The sequence below is a fragment of the Ureibacillus thermophilus genome (genome assembly GCF_004331915.1).
GTDB lineage: Bacteria > Bacillota > Bacilli > Bacillales_A > Planococcaceae > Ureibacillus > Ureibacillus thermophilus.
Window position 1 is genome coordinate 1,487,733 of sequence record NZ_CP036528.1, and the last position, 18,920, is coordinate 1,506,652.

The following is an 18,920-nucleotide window of genomic DNA, read 5'->3' on the forward strand; positions in this document are numbered from 1 at the left end:
TTTATGCGAAGCGTAAAGTGGATGTCGAAAGTGTGTTCGGGAACATCAAGGGCAATTTGCGTTTCACTCGATTTCTGTTACGGGGGCTTCATAAAGTCCGAACAGAATTCGGGATTGTGGCAATGGCCCACAACATACTGAAATGGGCCGCAAATTCCCAAACCAATTTCAAAAATAAGGAAACAGAGCGAATGGAAAAACTCATTGTTTTCTCCATTCGCTCTGTTTTTATGGACTTTTTAGACAAGCCACAGTGTCAATTTGGCACCTTTTCTAAAACGCTCATTCCATCTATTCGCATGAGTTATATGGTGCTGCCAAAATCGCTGGCAGCTGAATTCCGGCATTTTTATCAACATCAAAAGCCGACTGTTTCAAGAATCGACCAGCTGGTGGTAGCTGAGTTTATGCATTCTGGCTATTATGCAAAGCATATTGAAAAAATGCGTACATTGTACCGCAAAAAAAGAAAAACATTATTGGAAGCATTGCAAACTTATTTGCCGGCTGAGTTTAATATTTTTGGTGATACCGCGGGGCTGCATGTTATTATTCAATTACCGGAGTGGCTTGAGGAAAAGCGGGCGGTTGAACTTGCATTGGAAATGGGGATTGCTATTGATCCGGTTTCAAAATGTTATCAAACCATTATCCCCCATAACTTAGTGATGATTGGATTTGGGGCCATCCCCATTGAACAGATTCAACCAGTCATAAAAACTTTAGCCAAAGTTTGGCTACACTCAAGTTGTGAGCCCTTTTGAATGCTAAATGGAAAATTTTCTATTAAAATAAAAATGTTGTACATAAACTAATTTATTCCATGTATAGTAGTAATAGCGATTCTTCGTAGATTTTTGAATAATCTGATGGTCACTTGAGAAAATTATTTATGAGGATATGCATAATATTGGAAAGTCAGGAGGAATTTTTTTGTTTGAAACGACGAAATTAGCGGAAGGTGTTTCGCTGCATATAAGAAAAACGACACAATTTAAAACAGTGAATTTCTCTTTTAAATGGAGAACGCCATTAACGACAAAAGTTGCAGCAGAGCGGGCTGTGCTTTCCAATGTTCTTCAGCACAGCAATGCGAAATTTAAAAAGTCGGCAAAATTTCGCAGTTATTTAGACGATTTATATGGTACGATGCTGTATTTTGACGTGTCAAAACGTGGCGGAGAACATACGGTTATGTTAAATGTTGAAACGGTGAATGACCAATATTTATCCAATCAGCCTGTTTTAAACGATGTGATTGACTTATTGCAAACGGTCATTTTCCAGCCAAATTTGGAAAACGGAAAATTTATTCCTTCGATTGTAGAAAGGGAGAAACAAATCATCATTCAACGCATTGAATCAGTGTTTGATGACAAAACTCGCTATGCCCAGCAGCGTTTAACGCAAATTTTGCGGCCGAACCACCCTGCATCCATTCCGGCAAGCGGCACGATTGAAACGGTGAAGGAAGTGACGCCTGAGTCCTTGACGGCGGCCTATCATTCCATGATTCATAACGATAAGATCGATATTTATGTTGCAGGGGATATCGATGTGGAAGAAATGAAGGAAAAAATGAAAAAGGCTTTTGCTTTTAAAGATCGTACTCCACAAAAGCCGATAATCAATGAACATTCAAAACCGGAACAGGAATATGCAAAAGAATATCAAGATATGAAGCAAGGGAAGCTGCATATGGGCTTCAGCACACCAGTAAAATTTGGAGATCCAGACTTTCCAAAAATGCAAATTTTCAACGGTGTTTTTGGAGGATATGCCCATTCCAAATTATTTATGAATGTGCGTGAGCGAGAAAGTTTATGTTATTATGTTTCCAGCTCCTATTCCCCTCATTACGGCCTTCTTTATGTCGTATCAGGAATTGAGCCGAAAAACGAGAAAAAGGCCATAGAAATCATCTTTGAACAATTGGAAGAAATGAAAAAAGGCAATATTTCTGACCTGGAATTAAATCAAACAAGAGCCATGCTCATCAACCAATTGCGGGAAGCGTTGGACTTGCCAAGAGGACAGATTGATATTTACGACCAGTATAAAGATTTAGACGAAGAATTTTCCGTGGAATTATGGAAGGAACGTTGGAATAAAGTGACAAAGGAAGATCTAAAGCAAATGGCGTCACAACTGCAGCATGAAGCGACTTACTTCCTCTGCGGAAAGGAGGCAGAATAATGGAAACTATTGAATTTCAACAGTTAGATGAAACTCTATATTATAAAAAGCTTGCCAATGGTCTTGAAGTCTATATTTTGCCGAAAAAAGGATTCTCGAAAACTTTCGTGACTTTTACGACAAAATATGGTTCCATTGACCGCACTTTTACGCCGATTGGTGAGGATGAGCCTATTACGGTTCCAGATGGCATCGCCCACTTCCTTGAACATAAAATGTTTGAAAAAGAGCAAGGCGACGTATTCCAAAAGTTCAGTGAAAGAGGAGCCTCCGCCAACGCTTTTACATCCTTTACAAGAACTGCTTATTTATTCTCTGCAACCGATCATATTTTTGAAAATACGGAAACGCTCCTGGATTTTGTGCAGGAACCGTATTTTACCGAAAAGACAGTAGAAAAAGAAAAGGGAATCATCGGTCAAGAGATTACGATGTATGACGACCAGCCGGATTGGCGCCTTTATTTTGGAACAATAGAAAATATGTATCACAACCATCCGGTAAAAATCGATATCGCTGGAACGATTGAATCGATTGACCAAATTACCGCTGAAAATTTATACACATGCTACAATACGTTCTATCATCCTTCCAATATGCTTTTATTTATCGTTGGCAATGTGGACCCGATTGAGATGATGAACTTTATTGAAGAAAATCAGAACAAAAAATCTTTCAAAGAAGCGCCTGAAATCAAACGGTACTTTGACGAAGAGCCGCTCGAGGTTGCAATCAAAGAACGGGAAATCCAAATGGATGTCCAACAGCCAAAAGTATATGTAGGATTGAAAGCGAAAGAAACGAATTTAAGCGGCGAAGACATGCTCAAAAATGAACTTGCCATCCAAATCGGTTTAGAATCTTTATTCGGCAGAGCTTCTGAATTCTACACAGATGTATATGAAAACGGGCTCATTGACGAATCCTTTGCCTATGATTTCACGCTGGAGAAAGGTTTTGGTTTCGCCCTTATCGGTTCAGATACTCAAGACCCTGATGCCCTTGTTAAAAAAATTCTGCATGTTGTCAACAACGCAGAGGAGATTTTTGATGCAGATTCCATTGAGCGCATAAAGCGTAAAAAGATTGGATTTTTCTTAAGAGCGCTGAATTCTTTAGAATATATTGCGAATCAATTTACAAGATATAAATTTAATGATATGAATTTATTTGATGTAGTTCCGGTGGTTGAAAAAATCACATTGGAAGACGTAAAAGAAGCGTTCAAATCTATTCAAGGGGAATCTCAGCAAACGATTTTTAAAATTTTGCCGATAAGTAGGAATCAACAATGAAAAAATTTGCACTAGTGGTCGGAGCATCCGGTGCAATTGGCAGTGCGATTGTAAAGCGTCTAGCTGAAGATGGCTGGTCGCTTTATTTGCATTATTTTAAAGGTCGAAAAAAAATCGACCAGTTAATGGAGGAGTTGACGGCCCTTTATCCCCAATCGGAGTTTATTCCTGTTCAAGCGGATTTTTCCGTCGATGGCGGGGCAGAGCAATTGGCAAATCAAATTTTTTCTGTACAGGCAGTGATTTTTGCTGGCGGAACAGCCTATTATGGCTTGCTTGAAGATACGCCAACTTTTGTGATGGATCGACTTTGGAAGGAGCATGTCCAAAATCCGATTCGCCTTGTTGCGCTATTATCCAAAAAACTTCGCCAACACAACATTAGTTATATACTGTTTATCGGCTCCATTTGGGGAGAAGCAGGAGCTGCCTATGAAACGGTTTATGCTACTGTAAAAGGCGCCCAGCACGCTTTCGTAAAAGCCTATGCAAAAGAAGCTGCACACCAGCGAATCTTAGTTAATGCCATTGCACCAGGATTCATTAATACGGATATGAATCGACATTTATGGGAAGATGAAAAACAGGCAATCTATGAGGAAATTCCGCTTCATCGTCCTGGAGAGCCGGAAGAAGTAGCAAATTTCGTCTCCTTTTACATTAGTGGCCAAGCAGACTATGTTACTGGACAAATTATTCGTTTAAATGGCGGTTGGTACATATAAAACCCGTTGCTTGTCCATACTAATGATGAAAAGGAGGAGAGCAAAATATGGAACTATTGCAAAACTGGGAAAAATGGAAATCATTCTTAGGACAACAAGTAGAAAATGCGAAAAACATGGGTTTATCGAACAACACCATTGAAAAAACAGCTGTTCAAATTGGCGAATATTTAGCAAAAAATGTGGACCCTAAAAACGAACAAGAGAGAGTGCTTGCTGACTTATGGTCAGTAGCTGATGAAAATGAAAAACAAGCCATTGCCAGCTGTGTGATGAAATTAGTCCAAGATAAAAAGGTGAACTAATTTTATTGTAAAAAGAAAAAGGGGGAATTTCCTCCTTTTTCTTCATTCTTCAAATTGAATATTTGAATTTTTCAATGTAAAATAGAGCATGATTTTGTCCCAATTTGGCGCAATTTAGTCCTATTGCAAACTTTTCAATACATACAAAATCCGCTATGATGAAACTCAAAGGGAAATTTTTTCGTTTCTAAATATAAGGGGACGGTTGGGTATGGGTGAATGGTACTTTGAATATGAAATTCAAGTAAATCGTCCAGGTTTATTAGGTGATATTGCCTCATTGCTAGGCATGCTGAAAGTCAATATTGTTACCATTAATGGTGTTGACGAAGGACGTCGAGGTTTGTTGTTAAAAGCCGAAAATGATGAATCTATTAAACGGTTTCAGTCAATCGTCAATACGATTGATGATATACGTGTAACAAAATTTCGCGAGCCAAAAGTCCGGGATCGTTTAGCAGTTCGTCATGGCCAATATATAGAGAGGGATGCAGATGAAAAAAATACGTTTCGCTTTGTGCGGGATGAACTTGGAATCTTAGTGGACTTTATGGCTGAACTATTCAAAACCGATGGACATAAGTTAATCGGCATTCGCGGCATGCCTCGGGTTGGAAAAACAGAATCCATCGTCGCAGCAAGTGTCTGCGCAAATAAAAAATGGATTTTTTTATCTTCTACAATGATTAAACAAACTGTTCGGAAACAACTCATAGGGGATGAATTTAATACAAATAATATATTTATCCTCGATGGTGTTGTGACGAGAATGACGTCGGATGAACAGCATTTGCGGCTGGTTCGTGAAGTAATGAAAATGCCTAGCGTGAAAGTAATCGAACACCCTGACATCTTTGTTCAACAATCTGAATATTCTATTGAAGATTTTGATTATATTATTGAATTGCGTCATCATCCAGATGAAGAAATCGGGTATGATGCAATTGGCAAAAATGACACTTTTGCGAATGATGATTTTTTTACTTTTTAATAATATTAGATAAAGTAGGTGTTATGGTTGACAGAACTTGGTACCCGCCTAAAGGAAGCGAGATTATCTAAAGGCTATAGTTTAGATGATTTGCAAGAGATTACAAAGATTCAAAAGAGGTACTTAGTTGGCATTGAAGAAGGAAATTATTCAATGATGCCTGGTACCTTTTATGTTCGTGCGTTTATTAAGCAATATGCGGAAGCAGTCGGATTAGATCCAGATGAAATTTTCGAACAATATAAACATGAAATTCCTAGTCAGCAAACAGAGGAAGTGGCTCAATCATTCTCCCAAAGCCCAACTCGGAAAAGATTAAAAACTACCTCTACCAATAAATTAATGGAATCTTTGCCAAAATACGTCGTAATTCTGTTTATCATCATTATTATTGGTGTGCTTTGGTTTTTCTTCTCCCACAGACCATCTTCTGAAGACGAATCGGTAACGGAAAACGGAGATTCGTTTGAATATGAAGAAACGCAGTTGCAAACACCACCTGTAAAAGATAATGAAGAAAATGAAGAAACAGAAGAAGAGCCAGCTGCTAATGAAGAAGAGGAGAATGAGGAAGAAGAAGAAACGGGACAAGTGATTTCTGCTGGCGAAGTACAACCGGATGGAGTTACAACCATTTATAATTTATCAGGTACAGATAAAATGCACATCCGTGTGGAAGTATTAGGTGATACATGGGTAAGTATCCGTGATGCCAATGGTAATGAACAAGTGCAACCGGGTATTTATAAGCAAGGCGATGTGGTTGAGCACGATTCGACAGCAAACGGTTATGCCCGTATTCGACTTGGTTTCTCCAACAATGCAAAAGTATTTGTGAACGACGAAGAAATTAAATACGTTCAAAACGTCACTACACAAAACATCATTATCCAATTAAGCGAGGAACAGTAGTCATCTGAATAAGATGACTATTTTCTTTCGCATAAAAGTTGTATAGTAAATAATGGATGTACCAATATTTTCTTTCTCGAAAGGTTGTAGAGATCAATGAATTTACCAAATAAAATTACGGTTTCCCGGATTCTCTTGATACCGATTTTTGTCATTATTTTGATGTTTGACTTTAACTGGGGAACGATGGAATTGTTTGGAGCGGAGATGCCAGTCCACCATTTTGTCGGTGCGTTAATTTTTATCGTTGCATCATGCACCGATTGGATTGACGGACATTTCGCCCGAAAATATAATCTTGTCACAAACTTAGGAAAATTTTTAGACCCGTTGGCAGATAAATTGCTCGTCACTTCTGCTTTCATTCTTCTAGTGGAAATGGGCTTTGTTCCTGCATGGGTCGTGATTGTCATTTTAAGCCGCGAATTTGCTGTGACGGGCTTAAGGTCCATTTTGGCGGGAGAAGGAAAAATTGTCGCAGCCAGCAAATTAGGAAAAATCAAAACATGGACGCAAATTGTAGCCATTGTAGCATTGCTTTTGCACAATACGATTTTTACAATGGCAGGCATACCATTTGACGATATTATGCTTTATGTAGCATTGTTCTTTACAATTTGGTCCGGCTGGGATTATTTCTATTTAAACCGCCATGTGTTTGTCAATTCCAAATAAGCGAGGGAAAAAGATGAATGCCGAAATTATTGCTGTGGGTTCCGAACTGCTGTTAGGCCAAATTGCGAATACGAATGCCACATTTATTTCCAGCCAATTATCTGAAATAGGCATTAATGTCTACTTTCATTCGGTCATTGGCGACAATGGGGGAAGGCTGAAAAAAGCCATTGAAATTGCAGAATCCCGCGCAGATTTAATCATTTTTTCCGGGGGATTAGGCCCAACGAAGGACGATTTAACAAAAGAAACGCTTGCTGAACATTTAAAAGTTCCCCTTGTATATGATGAAAAGGCGTTGGAAACCATTGAACGCTTTTTTCAAAATCAAGGAAGAACAATGACAGAAAATAATCGAAAACAGGCGCTGGTGCTTGAAGGAAGCGACGTTTTGCCAAACCACCATGGTCTAGCTCCGGGCATGATGCTCCAAAAAGGTGGAAGAACTTACATCTTATTGCCGGGTCCGCCAAAAGAATTGGAGCCGATGTTTCAGTTTGAAGCAAAACCGCGCCTAGTCTCCCTCATCAGCCAAGGCGGAGTCATCCTTTCCCATGTTCTGCGTTTTTATGGCATAGGAGAGGCGGAGTTGGAAACGAAAATTCAGCATATTTTAGATGCTCAAACAAATCCGACCATTGCTCCTCTAGCTTCGGATGGGGAAGTGATGCTGCGCATTACAGCAAAAGCCAATTCAAAAGATGAAGCTTGGCAGTTCATTCATGAAAAGAAACAAGAGATTCTAGCCATTGTTGGAAAATACAATTATGGTGTAGATGATGATACGCTTGCTTCTAAGACGGTTGAAATGCTGCTTTATCACAAACTCACCATTTCAGCGGCGGAAAGTTTAACGGCGGGGCTGTTTCTTTCGGAACTTGCAGAAATCCCTGGCGTTAGCGGTGCCCTTGTCGGCGGAATGGTTACTTATACAAAAGAAGCAAAAATGAACCAGCTGGGCGTGCCTAATGAAATTCTTGACCAGCATGGCATTGTTAGCAGCGAATGTGCTGAACATATGGCAAAATGCGTTCGGGAAAAGTTTGGAACGGATATTGGCATTGGGCTGACAGGTGCTGCTGGCCCAGACCCCCATGATGGGCAGCCCGCTGGAACAATTTGGATCGGCATTGCAATCGGCGATGATGTAGTGACAAGAAAACTGCAATTGTCCGGTTTTCGAAATACCAACCGTTTGCGCACAGTGAAATATACGTTGAGCTATTTAATCCGATTGCTTGAAGAAAAAGGGTATAAAAAGGTGTGAAAAATAAAATTTGAGCCTAAAATTGGGCTCAAATTTTATTTTTGCGAAAATACGTTCGCTTTTTTATTGATTATTTCTCAAAAAAGAAGTATAGTAGAAACAGAACAATACAGATTCGTTTTTAAGGAGGAAATAGTTTGAGTGATCGTAAAGCTGCCTTAGAAATGGCGTTAAAACAAATTGAAAAGCAATTCGGCAAAGGCTCTATCATGAAACTCGGCGAAAAAACAGACTTGCAAATTTCTACAGTGCCAAGCGGTTCGTTGGCCCTTGATGCAGCTCTTGGAGTTGGAGGATATCCTAGAGGACGCATTATCGAAATTTATGGTCCAGAATCATCTGGTAAAACAACGGTGGCACTGCATGCGATTGCGGAAGTGCAGGCGCAAGGTGGACAAGCGGCATTTATTGATGCAGAACACGCGTTAGACCCAATTTATGCTCAAAAATTAGGCGTCAACATTGATGAATTGATTCTTTCCCAACCAGATACAGGCGAGCAGGCATTGGAAATTGCGGAAGCCCTAGTGCGAAGCGGCGCCATTGATATTATTGTCATTGACTCAGTTGCAGCATTAGTGCCGAAAGCGGAAATAGAAGGCGAGATGGGTGATTCTCACATGGGATTGCAAGCGCGCCTCATGTCCCAAGCTTTACGAAAATTATCTGGCGTCATTAATAAATCCAACACGATCTGCATTTTCATCAACCAAGTGCGGGATAAAATCGGCGTTATGTTTGGAAATCCAGAAACGACACCTGGAGGTCGAGCATTAAAATTCTATTCTTCCATCCGCTTAGAAGTTCGCCGTGCGGAAACGATTAAACAAGGAAGCGAAATGGTGGGGAACAAAACAAAAATTAAAGTGGTAAAAAATAAAGTAGCTCCGCCATTCCGAACAGCTGAAGTGGATATTATGTTTGGCGAAGGAATTTCAAAAGAAGGCGAAATTATTGATATCGGCGTTGAGTTGGACATCATTCAAAAAAGCGGTTCCTGGTATTCATACAACGATGAACGAATTGGCCAAGGCCGGGAGAATGCAAAACAATTTTTAAAAGCAAATCCGGAAATCCGCGATGAAATTGCAGAAAAAATTCGCGAATCTTTTGGCATGGCTTCCAACACATATATGATTGCCGCTCATGCTGATGACGACGAAGAGATTGCAGAAGAATTACCGTTATTTGATGAAGAATAATGAATGGAAAAGAGGCTGGGGCATAAACAAACAATTATAGGCTAGCTGAAAGAGTTTTTGATAAAAAATTGATATAACGAAAAATTGATATAACGAAAAATTGATTGGAGTGACGGGGCGAGTTCCTGTCGCGCACGCTTAGTCGCAAAGCGGAGCAAGTTCAAGGAAGTAAATTCAAAGCTTTCCTGCGACGAGCCTTCTCGAGGAGCGAAGGGATGACTCAGAGGAGAAACGAGCCGGGTCCGCGGAAATCAATTTTAATAACATATCAAAAAAACATCATTTTCTCCTTGGAGAAAATGATGTTTTTTTAGATTTGTCCCAACCTCTTTTTTAGATTTGTCCCAGCCTCTTTCTATTTTTGTATATATTCCTATTCCACGAAGTATAAAATTAATCAAAATATGGAAAAATAAGAAAAAGAACCTATAATGAATGGGAAGAGGAAATTTTATATACTTAGAAAGTTAATAATTTTATTCTAAAAAAATAACAAAAAATCATCGTATTTTATTATCCAATGAAAAGTTTAAAATAAGGCAAATTCAGTAGCTGCAAGCGGTGGCAATCCTTGACAGAGCAAACTCCGGACTATACAATTAGACTGTATAATTTTTTTCAATGATGAAAATGAATTTGGCAATATGTTGAGAATTGTTATCAATATATGAGCCGACTGTAAATGCATGTGATAATAGCAAGAGGAGGTGTTCGTATGGAATACATGATCTCCGCTTTGCTTGGGCTCGTTGTCGGTGCCGCTGTTATCTATTTCTATATGAAAAAAGTGAATGAATCGAAAGTAAATGGTGCTAAACACTCAGCTGAGCTCATTATAGATGAAGCTAAGCGACAAGCAGAAGCGCTGAAAAAAGAAGCACTATTGGAAGCAAAAGATGAAACTCACAAACTTCGAACTGAAGCTGAGAAAGAAATTCGTGAAAGACGTGCTGAGCTTCAGAAACAAGAGAACCGGTTATTGCAAAAAGAAGAAAATCTTGATCGCAAGGATGATGCTCTAAATAAGAGAGAAGCAAGTCTAGAGAGAAAAGAAGAGGCTCTAGCCGAGAGACAACAGCATATTGAAGAAATGGAAAGTAAAGTGGAAGAGCTCGTAAAAAAGCAGGAGTCAGAATTAGAACGCATTGCTTCTTTATCTAAAGAAGAAGCAAGGGATATTATTTTAAAACAAGTGGAGCAAGAACTTTCAACGGAAATTGCGTTGATGATTAAAGAAGCCGAAACTCGTGCGAAAGAAGAATCTGACAAAAAAGCAAAAGAAATTTTGGCATTAGCGATGCAGCGTTATGCCGCTGATTACGTGGCAGAAACAACGGTATCGGTTGTGAACTTGCCGAATGATGAAATGAAAGGACGAATCATCGGTCGAGAAGGTCGGAATATTCGTACCCTTGAAACGCTTACTGGTGTGGATTTAATTATTGACGATACGCCAGAAGCGGTTATTTTATCCGGTTTTGATCCGATTCGCCGTGAAACAGCCCGCCTTGCCCTTGAAAAATTGGTGCAAGATGGACGGATTCACCCGGCTCGAATCGAAGAAATGGTGGAAAAATCCCGCAGAGAAATGGATGAACATATCCGCGAAACGGGTGAGTTGACAACTTTTGAAGTGGGTGTTCATAACTTACATCCAGATTTAATTAAAATTTTGGGCCGCATGAAATATCGGACAAGCTATGGCCAAAATGTATTGAAACATTCCATCGAAGTCGCTCATTTGGCAGGGCTCATGGCTGCTGAATTAGGCGAAGATGTCGCTCTTGCGAAACGGGCAGGACTCTTGCATGATATTGGTAAAGCCATCGATCATGAAGTGGAAGGAAGCCACGTGGAAATTGGCGTTGAGCTTGCAACGAAGTACAATGAACATCCGGTGGTTATCAACAGCATTGCCTCCCACCATGGCGATGTGGAACCAACAAGTGTCATTGCTGTGATTGTGGCAGCAGCAGACGCTTTATCGGCTGCTCGTCCAGGTGCCCGCAGTGAAACCCTTGAAAACTATATTCGCCGTTTGGAAAAATTAGAAGAAATTTCCGAATCCTATGAAGGCGTTGAAAAATCATACGCTATCCAAGCAGGCCGTGAAATCCGAATTATTGTGCAGCCTGAAAAAATTGATGATTTGCAGGCTCACCGACTTGCGCGGGATATTCGTAAACAAATTGAGGAAGAACTCAACTATCCAGGTCACATTAAAGTGACAGTTATTCGCGAAACGCGAGCAGTGGAATACGCGAAGTAAACAAAACCCTCTTTTGACAATCGTCAAGAGAGGGTATTATTCATTGGAGGTTTTGTAAAAGCCATTTTTTAGGAACATCAGAAACTCTCCATTTATAAAATTTTGGACAAGGGAATGAATGCCCTTGTTTTTTTATCATAGTACCGGCTGTTTGGGCGAAAAATTAAATGAATCCTTTTTAGAGATTGTACAACATAACATTCCATTAGATTTACGAACAGTAAAATGGTAAAATTGAATCGATTTTATAGAAAGTGTGGTAGTAACATTGAAGGTACTATTTATTGGTGATATCGTCGGCTCCATTGGACGAGAGGCGGTAGAAAAATATTTGCCTAGATTAAAGAAAAAATACGAACCTGATATCGTTATTGCGAACGGAGAAAATGCAGCAGCGGGTCGAGGCATTACTCAAAAAATTTATCAGCAGCTTTTGCAAATGGGCATTGATGTGATTACAATGGGCAATCACACTTGGGATAATAAGGAAATTTTTGAGTTTATTGATGAAGCCCCATACTTGATTCGTCCTGCAAACTTTTCGAAAGAGGCGCCTGGAAAAGGAATTGTTCAAATTACAAAAAATGGACATATTTTAACGGTCATCAATTTACATGGCCGCGTATTTCTTCCTCCCCATGAAGATCCGTTTCGAATGGCAGATGAATTAGTCGAAGAAGCGAGAAAAATTTCACCATTAATTTTTATTGATTTTCATGGTGAAGCAACGAGCGAAAAAATTGCATTTGGATGGTATGTGGATGGACGGGTTTCTGCAGTGGTAGGCACCCATACCCATGTTCAAACAGCAGATGCGAGAATATTCCCAGGAGGTACTGCATATATAACAGATGTAGGGATGACGGGACCATACGATGAAATTTTAGGAATGAAAAAAGAAAGCGTCATCTACAAATTTCAAACGAATATGCCTTCTCGATTCGAAGTTCCAAAATCGGGAAGAGACGTATTCAGCGGTTTTTTCGTAGATATTGATAATGAAACCGGAAAAGCCACATACTGCGAAAGAATCTACATCAATGATGACTATCCTTTTCAAGGCTAGTTCCCAAGTTTTTTTGCATGATTCCCTTCCAAAATGATTCTATTTTTCTACTTTGCTGCATACAATGTGCTACGGACACAAGTTCAAGTCCTTTGAATGAATGCCAAAATCATTAAAAATGCAAGTATGGGGAGGAATAAATGTGGATTCATTGAAAGTATCATCTCGCTCAAATCCAAATTCTGTAGCAGGTGCGCTTGTTGCGGTAATTCGTGAGCAAGGATTTGCGGAAATGCAGGCTGTAGGTGCTGGTGCTTTGAACCAAGCGGTAAAGGCTGTTGCCATCGCTCGCGGGTATGTAGCACCTAGCGGAACAGATTTAGTTTGCTCACCAGCTTTTGCAGACATCCAAATTGGTGGCGAAGATCGTACTGCACTAAAACTTGTAGTAGAGAAACGCCAGCGTTAAATCATTCAAAGTGGCGAATGAAAACTTTTCTTCCAAATGAACGGAGAAAAACGAAATGTTTTCTCCGTTATTTTTTTTGCATAAAAAACCTATTCGGAAATAATAATTTTCAAGCCTTTCCAAAATGAAAATTATCTTGAATAAATTAAGCGCTCTAAAGTGGTTACAAAATAATGAACAACGCTTTCCGTCAAAGGTCTGAAATTGAGAAGAACGATTGTTTTTCATATTTCAAGGTGCTGGATTCATGTTATATTTAGATAAAGAAAATGTATGTAATGAGTAATTAAATGTTTCTAAGGAGATGTTAAAATGTTACATCAGCTTTCGTGGAAAGTCGGTGGGCAACAAGGTGAAGGTATTGAAAGTACTGGAGAAATTTTTGCGATGGCCATGAACCGTTTAGGATATTATCTTTACGGCTATCGTCATTTCTCTTCCCGCATTAAAGGGGGACATACAAACAATAAAATTACCGTTCGCCCAACACCAGTTCGTGCCATTGCGGACGATTTAAATATTTTAGTTGCTTTCGACCAGGAAACAATTGAAGTCAACTATAAGGAATTAACAGAAGACAGCATTATTTTAGCGGACAGCAAATTTGAACCAGTCAATCCAGAAGACTCAAAGGCACCTCTTTTTGCTGTTCCATTTACTGAAATCGCTTCCGAGTTAGGTACTTCATTGATGAAAAACATGGTTGCGATTGGCGCCACTAGTGCTTTATTAAACTTGCCAATTGATAATTTCCAGGAAGTCGTTGAGGAAATTTTTGGCCGCAAAGGGGAAGAAGTGGTCAAAAAGAACATGGAAGCAATCCAACGTGGATATGCTGCTACTTGTGATCTTATTGGCGATAAAGTTGGCAAGTGGCAATTGGAGCCAGCAGACGGCAAACGCCGATTATTCATGATCGGAAATGATGCTGTAGCTTTAGGTGCGATTGCTGCAGGTGCACGATTTATGGCAGCTTATCCAATCACTCCGGCTTCAGAAATTATGGAATATTTAATTAAAAAACTTCCGAAATTCGGTGGTACAGTAATTCAAACGGAAGATGAAATATCCGCATGTACAATGGCCATCGGTGCAAACTTTGGCGGAGTTCGGGCGTTCACAGCTTCAGCGGGACCAGGTTTGTCACTCATGATGGAATCCATTGGTTTATCCGGCATGACAGAGCAGCCGCTTGTTATTGTAGATACGCAGCGTGGCGGTCCATCAACAGGGCTTCCAACAAAACAAGAACAATCTGATTTGATGGCGCTGCTTTATGGTACCCACGGGGAAATTCCAAAAGTGGTTATTGCCCCATCTACCATTGAAGAAGCCTTTTACGATACAATCCAAGCTTTTAATATCGCAGAAGAACTGCAGCTCCCAGTCATTGTCATGACCGATTTGCAATTGGCTTTAGGTAAACAAACAGCAGAGCCTTTTGATTACTCAAAAATTGAAATTCGCCGAGGCAAATTGAACTTGGGAGAATTGCCTGAAAAAGATCCAAAAGAAGATTTTAAACGTTTTGAAGTTACTGATGACGGCATTTCAACGCGCGTTGTACCTGGCCAGCTTCACGGCATTCATCACGTAACAGGTAATGAGCATGATGAAACAGGAAAACCTGCAGAAGCGCCGTTAAATCGAAAAATTCAAATGGACAAGCGTTTGCGCAAATTGAATTATGTGAATTTCAAAGATCCAATTTATGTGGATGCGCCGCATGAAGAAGCCGATGTATTAATCGTTGGTTTTAACTCAACAAGAGGCGCCATTGAAGAAGTTCGTCCACAATTGGATGAAGAAGGCATTAAAACGAATCATGTGCATGTACGCTTAATTCATCCATTCCCATCAAATGAATTGCGTCCTTATGTTGAACGGGCGAAAAAAGTCATCGTAGTGGAAAATAATGCAACTGGGCAGCTAGCCAATATCATGAAAATGAACATCGGCGCTCATGATAAAACATTTAATATTACGAAATATGACGGCACTCCATTCTTGCCTCTTGAACTAAAAACTCGTGTAAAGGAGTTGCTTGACTAATGGCAACATTTAAAGATTTTCGTAACAATGTAAAACCTAACTGGTGTCCTGGATGCGGGGATTTCTCCGTACAGGCGGCTATTCAAAGAGCGGCTGCCAATGTGGGAATTGAACCCCATGAACTAGCAGTCATTTCCGGAATTGGCTGTTCAGGACGCATCAGCGGCTATATCAACTCCTATGGATTCCACGGTACCCATGGCCGTGCATTGCCAATCGCCCAAGGTTTGAAAATTGCCAACCGCGATTTGCATGTAATTGCAACAGGCGGTGACGGGGACGGTTATGCCATTGGGATGGCTCATACGGTTCATGCTATTCGCCGAAACATCAATATCACATATATCGTAATGGATAACCAAATTTATGGTTTAACAAAAGGACAAACTTCGCCGCGTTCTGCATACGGTTTCGTTACAAAATCATCGCCGCAAGGTTCCAAAGAGCCTTCTATTAATCCATTGGAACTTGCTTTATCAGCCGGTGCAACATTTGTTGCCCAAGGTTTTTCATCCGATATTAAAGAATTAACGGCTTTGATTGAAGCGGGAATCCAGCACAAAGGATTTTCATTCATTAATGTCTTCAGCCCTTGTGTAACGTACAATAAAGTAAATACCTATGAATGGTTTAAAGAACATTTAACAAAATTAGATGACATTGAAGGATACGATCCTCAAAACAGAGAACTTGCGATGCAAACGGTAATGGAAAAAGAAGGGCTTGTCACAGGAATTGTTTACCAAGACCTTGAATCTGTACCATATGAAGAACAATTGGAAGGCTTCTCTGAAAAACCGCTAGTTGACATGGATTTGAAAATTAGCGAGGAACAATTTAACGAGTTAGTCAAAGAATTCCTGTAATGAAATTTTAGTACCATCTAACAGAAAGCATATTTCCGTAGATGGTACTTCATTTTTGTTTCTTCGCAATATATTTTTTATCAACAAATCGTTCCTTTGAAAACTGCAACAATTCACATCAATTATTTTTATTCATATAAAAAAGAGGGTAATATGGATAGTAAGGGCGCAATTTTATAAAAAGTCGAGGTCTTTCCATTGAGCGATGTCATTGATTTTTTCTCCATCAAAAAGAAAAGGCAGGAAGAACAAATCGTTAAATTATTCCGCAAAGCAAATTCTTTTCAAAATCGGGAACAAATTGATAAGCTGATAGATGAAAACAAGCTGTCGGTAGACGATCATAAAAATTTCCTTGCTTTTTTGGCCTATTTGCAAGAAAAAAAGATCGAACCGACAAAGCTTTTTATATCGGTTTTGGAAATGCCCAAGCACCAATTTGAACAAAATTATCAATTAAACTGGTTTTCCGTTGTTCAATATTGCCTCATTTTTTTAACGATTTTAAAAGAAAAAAATCAAGAACAATATGAACAATTTTTTTCAGAACCATAAATATGTCAAAAAGCGCATAATTGTATTATTCATATTGTCCTATTATTGAATTATTCGTTATAATATTAAAATGGGATTCCTCTATGAATCCAGTAGAAAGGAGTCATTCATAATCAATGAACGAAGAACAACGTTTAGCGAATAATCAGGCAGCACAGCCGAAGCCACAAAAAACGGAAAAAGATTATAGTAAATATTTTGAACGAGTGATTACTGCTCCTTCTTTAAAAGATGCGAAAAAACGCGGTAAAGAAGAAGTGAAATACTATAAAGATTTCAAAATTCCTGAAGAATTTCGAGGCATGGGAGACGGCCGCAAATTCTATATCCGCACTTATGGATGCCAAATGAACGAACACGATTCAGAAGTCATGGCTGGCATTTTCCTTCAACTAGGCTATGAACCGACGGATACGGTAGAGGATGCGGATGTCGTTCTATTAAATACATGCGCCATTCGCGAAAATGCGGAAAATAAAGTATTTGGCGAATTAGGCCTTCTTGCAAAATACAAACGGGAAAAACCAGATATGCTTCTTGGTGTATGCGGCTGCATGTCCCAAGAAGAATCCGTTGTCAATAAAATTTTAACTCAATATCAGCACGTGGATATGGTGTTTGGTACCCATAACATACACCGCCTTCCATTTATCTTAAAAGAAGCTTATATGTCCAAAGAAATGGTCATTGAAGTTTGGTCTAAGGAAGGGGACGTTATTGAAAACCTTCCAAAAGCCCGCCAAGGTTCTATCAAAGCATGGGTAAACATTATGTATGGCTGCGATAAATTCTGCACATACTGCATCGTTCCATATACACGCGGTAAAGAGCGCAGCAGAAGACCGGAAGAAATTATTCAAGAAGTAAGAGAACTTGCAGCACAAGGCTATAAAGAAATCATGCTTCTTGGCCAAAACGTCAATGCTTATGGAAAAGATTTCACGGATATCAACTACCGTCTTGGCGATTTAATGGATGAATTGCGCAAAATCGATATTCCGCGCATTCGCTTTACAACAAGCCATCCGCGCGACTTCGACGATCACTTAATCGAAGTGTTGGCAAAAGGCGGAAACTTGGTAGAGCATATTCATTTGCCTGTTCAATCAGGTTCCAATGAGATTTTGAAAATCATGGCTCGCAAATATACAAGAGAACAATTCTTAGAACTTGTTCGCAAAATTAAAGCGGCCATTCCTAATGTGGCATTGACAACAGACATTATTGTTGGCTATCCAAATGAGACGGAAGAGCAATTCCAAGAAACACTTGATTTATATCGTGAAGTTGGTTTTGAATCTGCATTCACATACATTTATTCACCTCGTGAAGGAACGCCAGCTGCAAAAATGAAAGACAATGTTCCAATGGAAGTGAAAAAAGATCGCTTACAACGACTCAACCAAGTAGTGGAAGAATTTTCAAGAGCTGCTTTGAAAAAATACGAAAACCAAATTGTTGAAGTGCTTGTTGAAGGCGAGAGCAAAAAACGTAGCGACGTATTAGCTGGATATACTCGAAGAAACAAATTAGTCAACTTTGAAGGTCCAAAAGAATTGATTGGCCAGTTGGTGAAAGTGAAAATTACGAAAGCTAGTTCCTACTCACTCCGCGGGGAATTCGTGGAAGTAGTAAAACGGGATGAGGTGAATGTATAATGTCAACAAAACTTTATACAAAAGATGAAATCGTTGAAAAGGCTAAGGAAATTGCTCACATGATTGCCCAAACTGAAGAAGTGGAATTTTTCAAAAGGGCGGAAGCGCAAATCAATGAAAACCAATTTGTTCGTGAAAAAATTGCCAGCTTAAAATCGCTCCAAAAACAAGCGGTTAACTTTCAACATTTAGGAAAAGAAAAAGCATTGAAATTAGTGGAGAAAAAAATTGAGGAAATTGAAAAAGAAATCGATGAAATTCCAGTTGTACAGCAATTTAAGCAATCCCAATTGGAAGTGAATGATTTGCTGCAATTAGTATCCAACGCCATCGCAACAACGGTGACAAACGATATTATCGAAGCAACAGGCGGCAATTTGCTAACAGGCGAAACAGGTTCGAAAGTGAAATATTCCAACCCTGGCAGCTGCTCATAATGAATGAAAGCTACGAGGAAAATCAAGCAAGATTTTCCAG

The 18,920-nt window shown here is 39.5% G+C and carries 18 protein-coding genes; all 18 read left to right on the top strand.

The window, feature by feature from the left end; genetic code table 11:
* On the top strand, window positions 1–764 hold a 764-nt coding region (locus DKZ56_RS07355; RefSeq protein ID WP_208652077.1), incomplete at its 5' end, for a transposase.
* Between the two features lie 169 nt (window positions 765–933).
* Complete coding sequence (gene yfmF, locus DKZ56_RS07360; protein WP_208652078.1) at window positions 934–2,196, top strand: EF-P 5-aminopentanol modification-associated protein YfmF; 1,263 nt, start codon at window positions 934–936, stop codon at window positions 2,194–2,196.
* A complete protein-coding gene (gene yfmH, locus DKZ56_RS07365; RefSeq protein WP_208652079.1) occupies window positions 2,196–3,491 on the top strand; it encodes an EF-P 5-aminopentanol modification-associated protein YfmH in 1,296 nt (431 codons plus the stop codon). Before yfmF ends, yfmH begins: the two co-directional genes overlap by 1 nt.
* A complete protein-coding gene (gene ymfI / locus DKZ56_RS07370; protein WP_208652080.1) occupies window positions 3,488–4,216 on the top strand; it encodes an elongation factor P 5-aminopentanone reductase in 729 nt (242 codons plus the stop codon). Before yfmH ends, ymfI begins: the two co-directional genes overlap by 4 nt.
* Window positions 4,217–4,263: 47 nt before the next feature.
* Entirely contained in the window at window positions 4,264–4,521 is a 258-nt protein-coding gene (locus tag DKZ56_RS07375; RefSeq protein WP_208652081.1) for a DUF3243 domain-containing protein, read from the top strand.
* Window positions 4,522–4,732: 211 nt separating this feature from the next.
* Complete coding sequence (locus DKZ56_RS07380; RefSeq protein ID WP_208652082.1) at window positions 4,733–5,512, top strand: DUF3388 domain-containing protein; 780 nt, start codon at window positions 4,733–4,735, stop codon at window positions 5,510–5,512.
* 18 nt (window positions 5,513–5,530) lie between these two features.
* Entirely contained in the window at window positions 5,531–6,424 is an 894-nt protein-coding gene (locus tag DKZ56_RS07385; RefSeq protein WP_342775804.1) for a helix-turn-helix domain-containing protein, read from the top strand.
* Window positions 6,425–6,520: 96 nt separating this feature from the next.
* Window positions 6,521–7,099, top strand: a complete 579-nt coding sequence (gene pgsA, locus DKZ56_RS07390) for a CDP-diacylglycerol--glycerol-3-phosphate 3-phosphatidyltransferase (RefSeq protein ID WP_208652084.1) — start codon at window positions 6,521–6,523, stop codon at window positions 7,097–7,099.
* A 13-nt stretch (window positions 7,100–7,112) separates the two neighbouring features.
* Window positions 7,113–8,366, top strand: a complete 1,254-nt coding sequence (locus DKZ56_RS07395; RefSeq protein WP_208652085.1) for a competence/damage-inducible protein A — start codon at window positions 7,113–7,115, stop codon at window positions 8,364–8,366.
* Between the two features lie 137 nt (window positions 8,367–8,503).
* Complete coding sequence (gene recA / locus DKZ56_RS07400) at window positions 8,504–9,568, top strand: recombinase RecA (protein ID WP_208652086.1); 1,065 nt, start codon at window positions 8,504–8,506, stop codon at window positions 9,566–9,568.
* A 715-nt stretch (window positions 9,569–10,283) separates the two neighbouring features.
* Window positions 10,284–11,837, top strand: coding sequence for a ribonuclease Y (rny, locus tag DKZ56_RS07405; RefSeq protein ID WP_208652087.1), 1,554 nt, complete (start codon window positions 10,284–10,286; stop codon window positions 11,835–11,837).
* A 268-nt stretch (window positions 11,838–12,105) separates the two neighbouring features.
* Window positions 12,106–12,903 (top strand): TIGR00282 family metallophosphoesterase, encoded by a 798-nt coding sequence (locus tag DKZ56_RS07410; protein WP_208652088.1) that lies wholly within the window; start codon window positions 12,106–12,108, stop codon window positions 12,901–12,903.
* A 142-nt stretch (window positions 12,904–13,045) separates the two neighbouring features.
* Window positions 13,046–13,312, top strand: a complete 267-nt coding sequence (locus tag DKZ56_RS07415; protein ID WP_208652089.1) for a stage V sporulation protein S — start codon at window positions 13,046–13,048, stop codon at window positions 13,310–13,312.
* 312 nt (window positions 13,313–13,624) lie between these two features.
* Window positions 13,625–15,364, top strand: coding sequence for a 2-oxoacid:acceptor oxidoreductase subunit alpha (locus DKZ56_RS07420; protein ID WP_208652090.1), 1,740 nt, complete (start codon window positions 13,625–13,627; stop codon window positions 15,362–15,364).
* Complete coding sequence (locus DKZ56_RS07425; protein WP_208652091.1) at window positions 15,364–16,230, top strand: 2-oxoacid:ferredoxin oxidoreductase subunit beta; 867 nt, start codon at window positions 15,364–15,366, stop codon at window positions 16,228–16,230. Before DKZ56_RS07420 ends, DKZ56_RS07425 begins: the two co-directional genes overlap by 1 nt.
* A 198-nt stretch (window positions 16,231–16,428) precedes the next feature.
* The gene (locus DKZ56_RS07430) at window positions 16,429–16,785 is read left to right on the top strand and encodes a hypothetical protein (protein WP_208652092.1); all 357 of its coding nucleotides are present in this window, start codon (window positions 16,429–16,431) and stop codon (window positions 16,783–16,785) included.
* A gap of 116 nt (window positions 16,786–16,901) precedes the next feature.
* Complete coding sequence (miaB, locus tag DKZ56_RS07435; protein WP_208652093.1) at window positions 16,902–18,443, top strand: tRNA (N6-isopentenyl adenosine(37)-C2)-methylthiotransferase MiaB; 1,542 nt, start codon at window positions 16,902–16,904, stop codon at window positions 18,441–18,443.
* Entirely contained in the window at window positions 18,443–18,880 is a 438-nt protein-coding gene (locus tag DKZ56_RS07440) for a YlbF/YmcA family competence regulator (protein ID WP_208652094.1), read from the top strand. The genes miaB and DKZ56_RS07440 overlap by 1 nt, the downstream gene beginning before the upstream one ends.
* The last annotated feature ends 40 nt before the right edge of the window (window positions 18,881–18,920 follow it).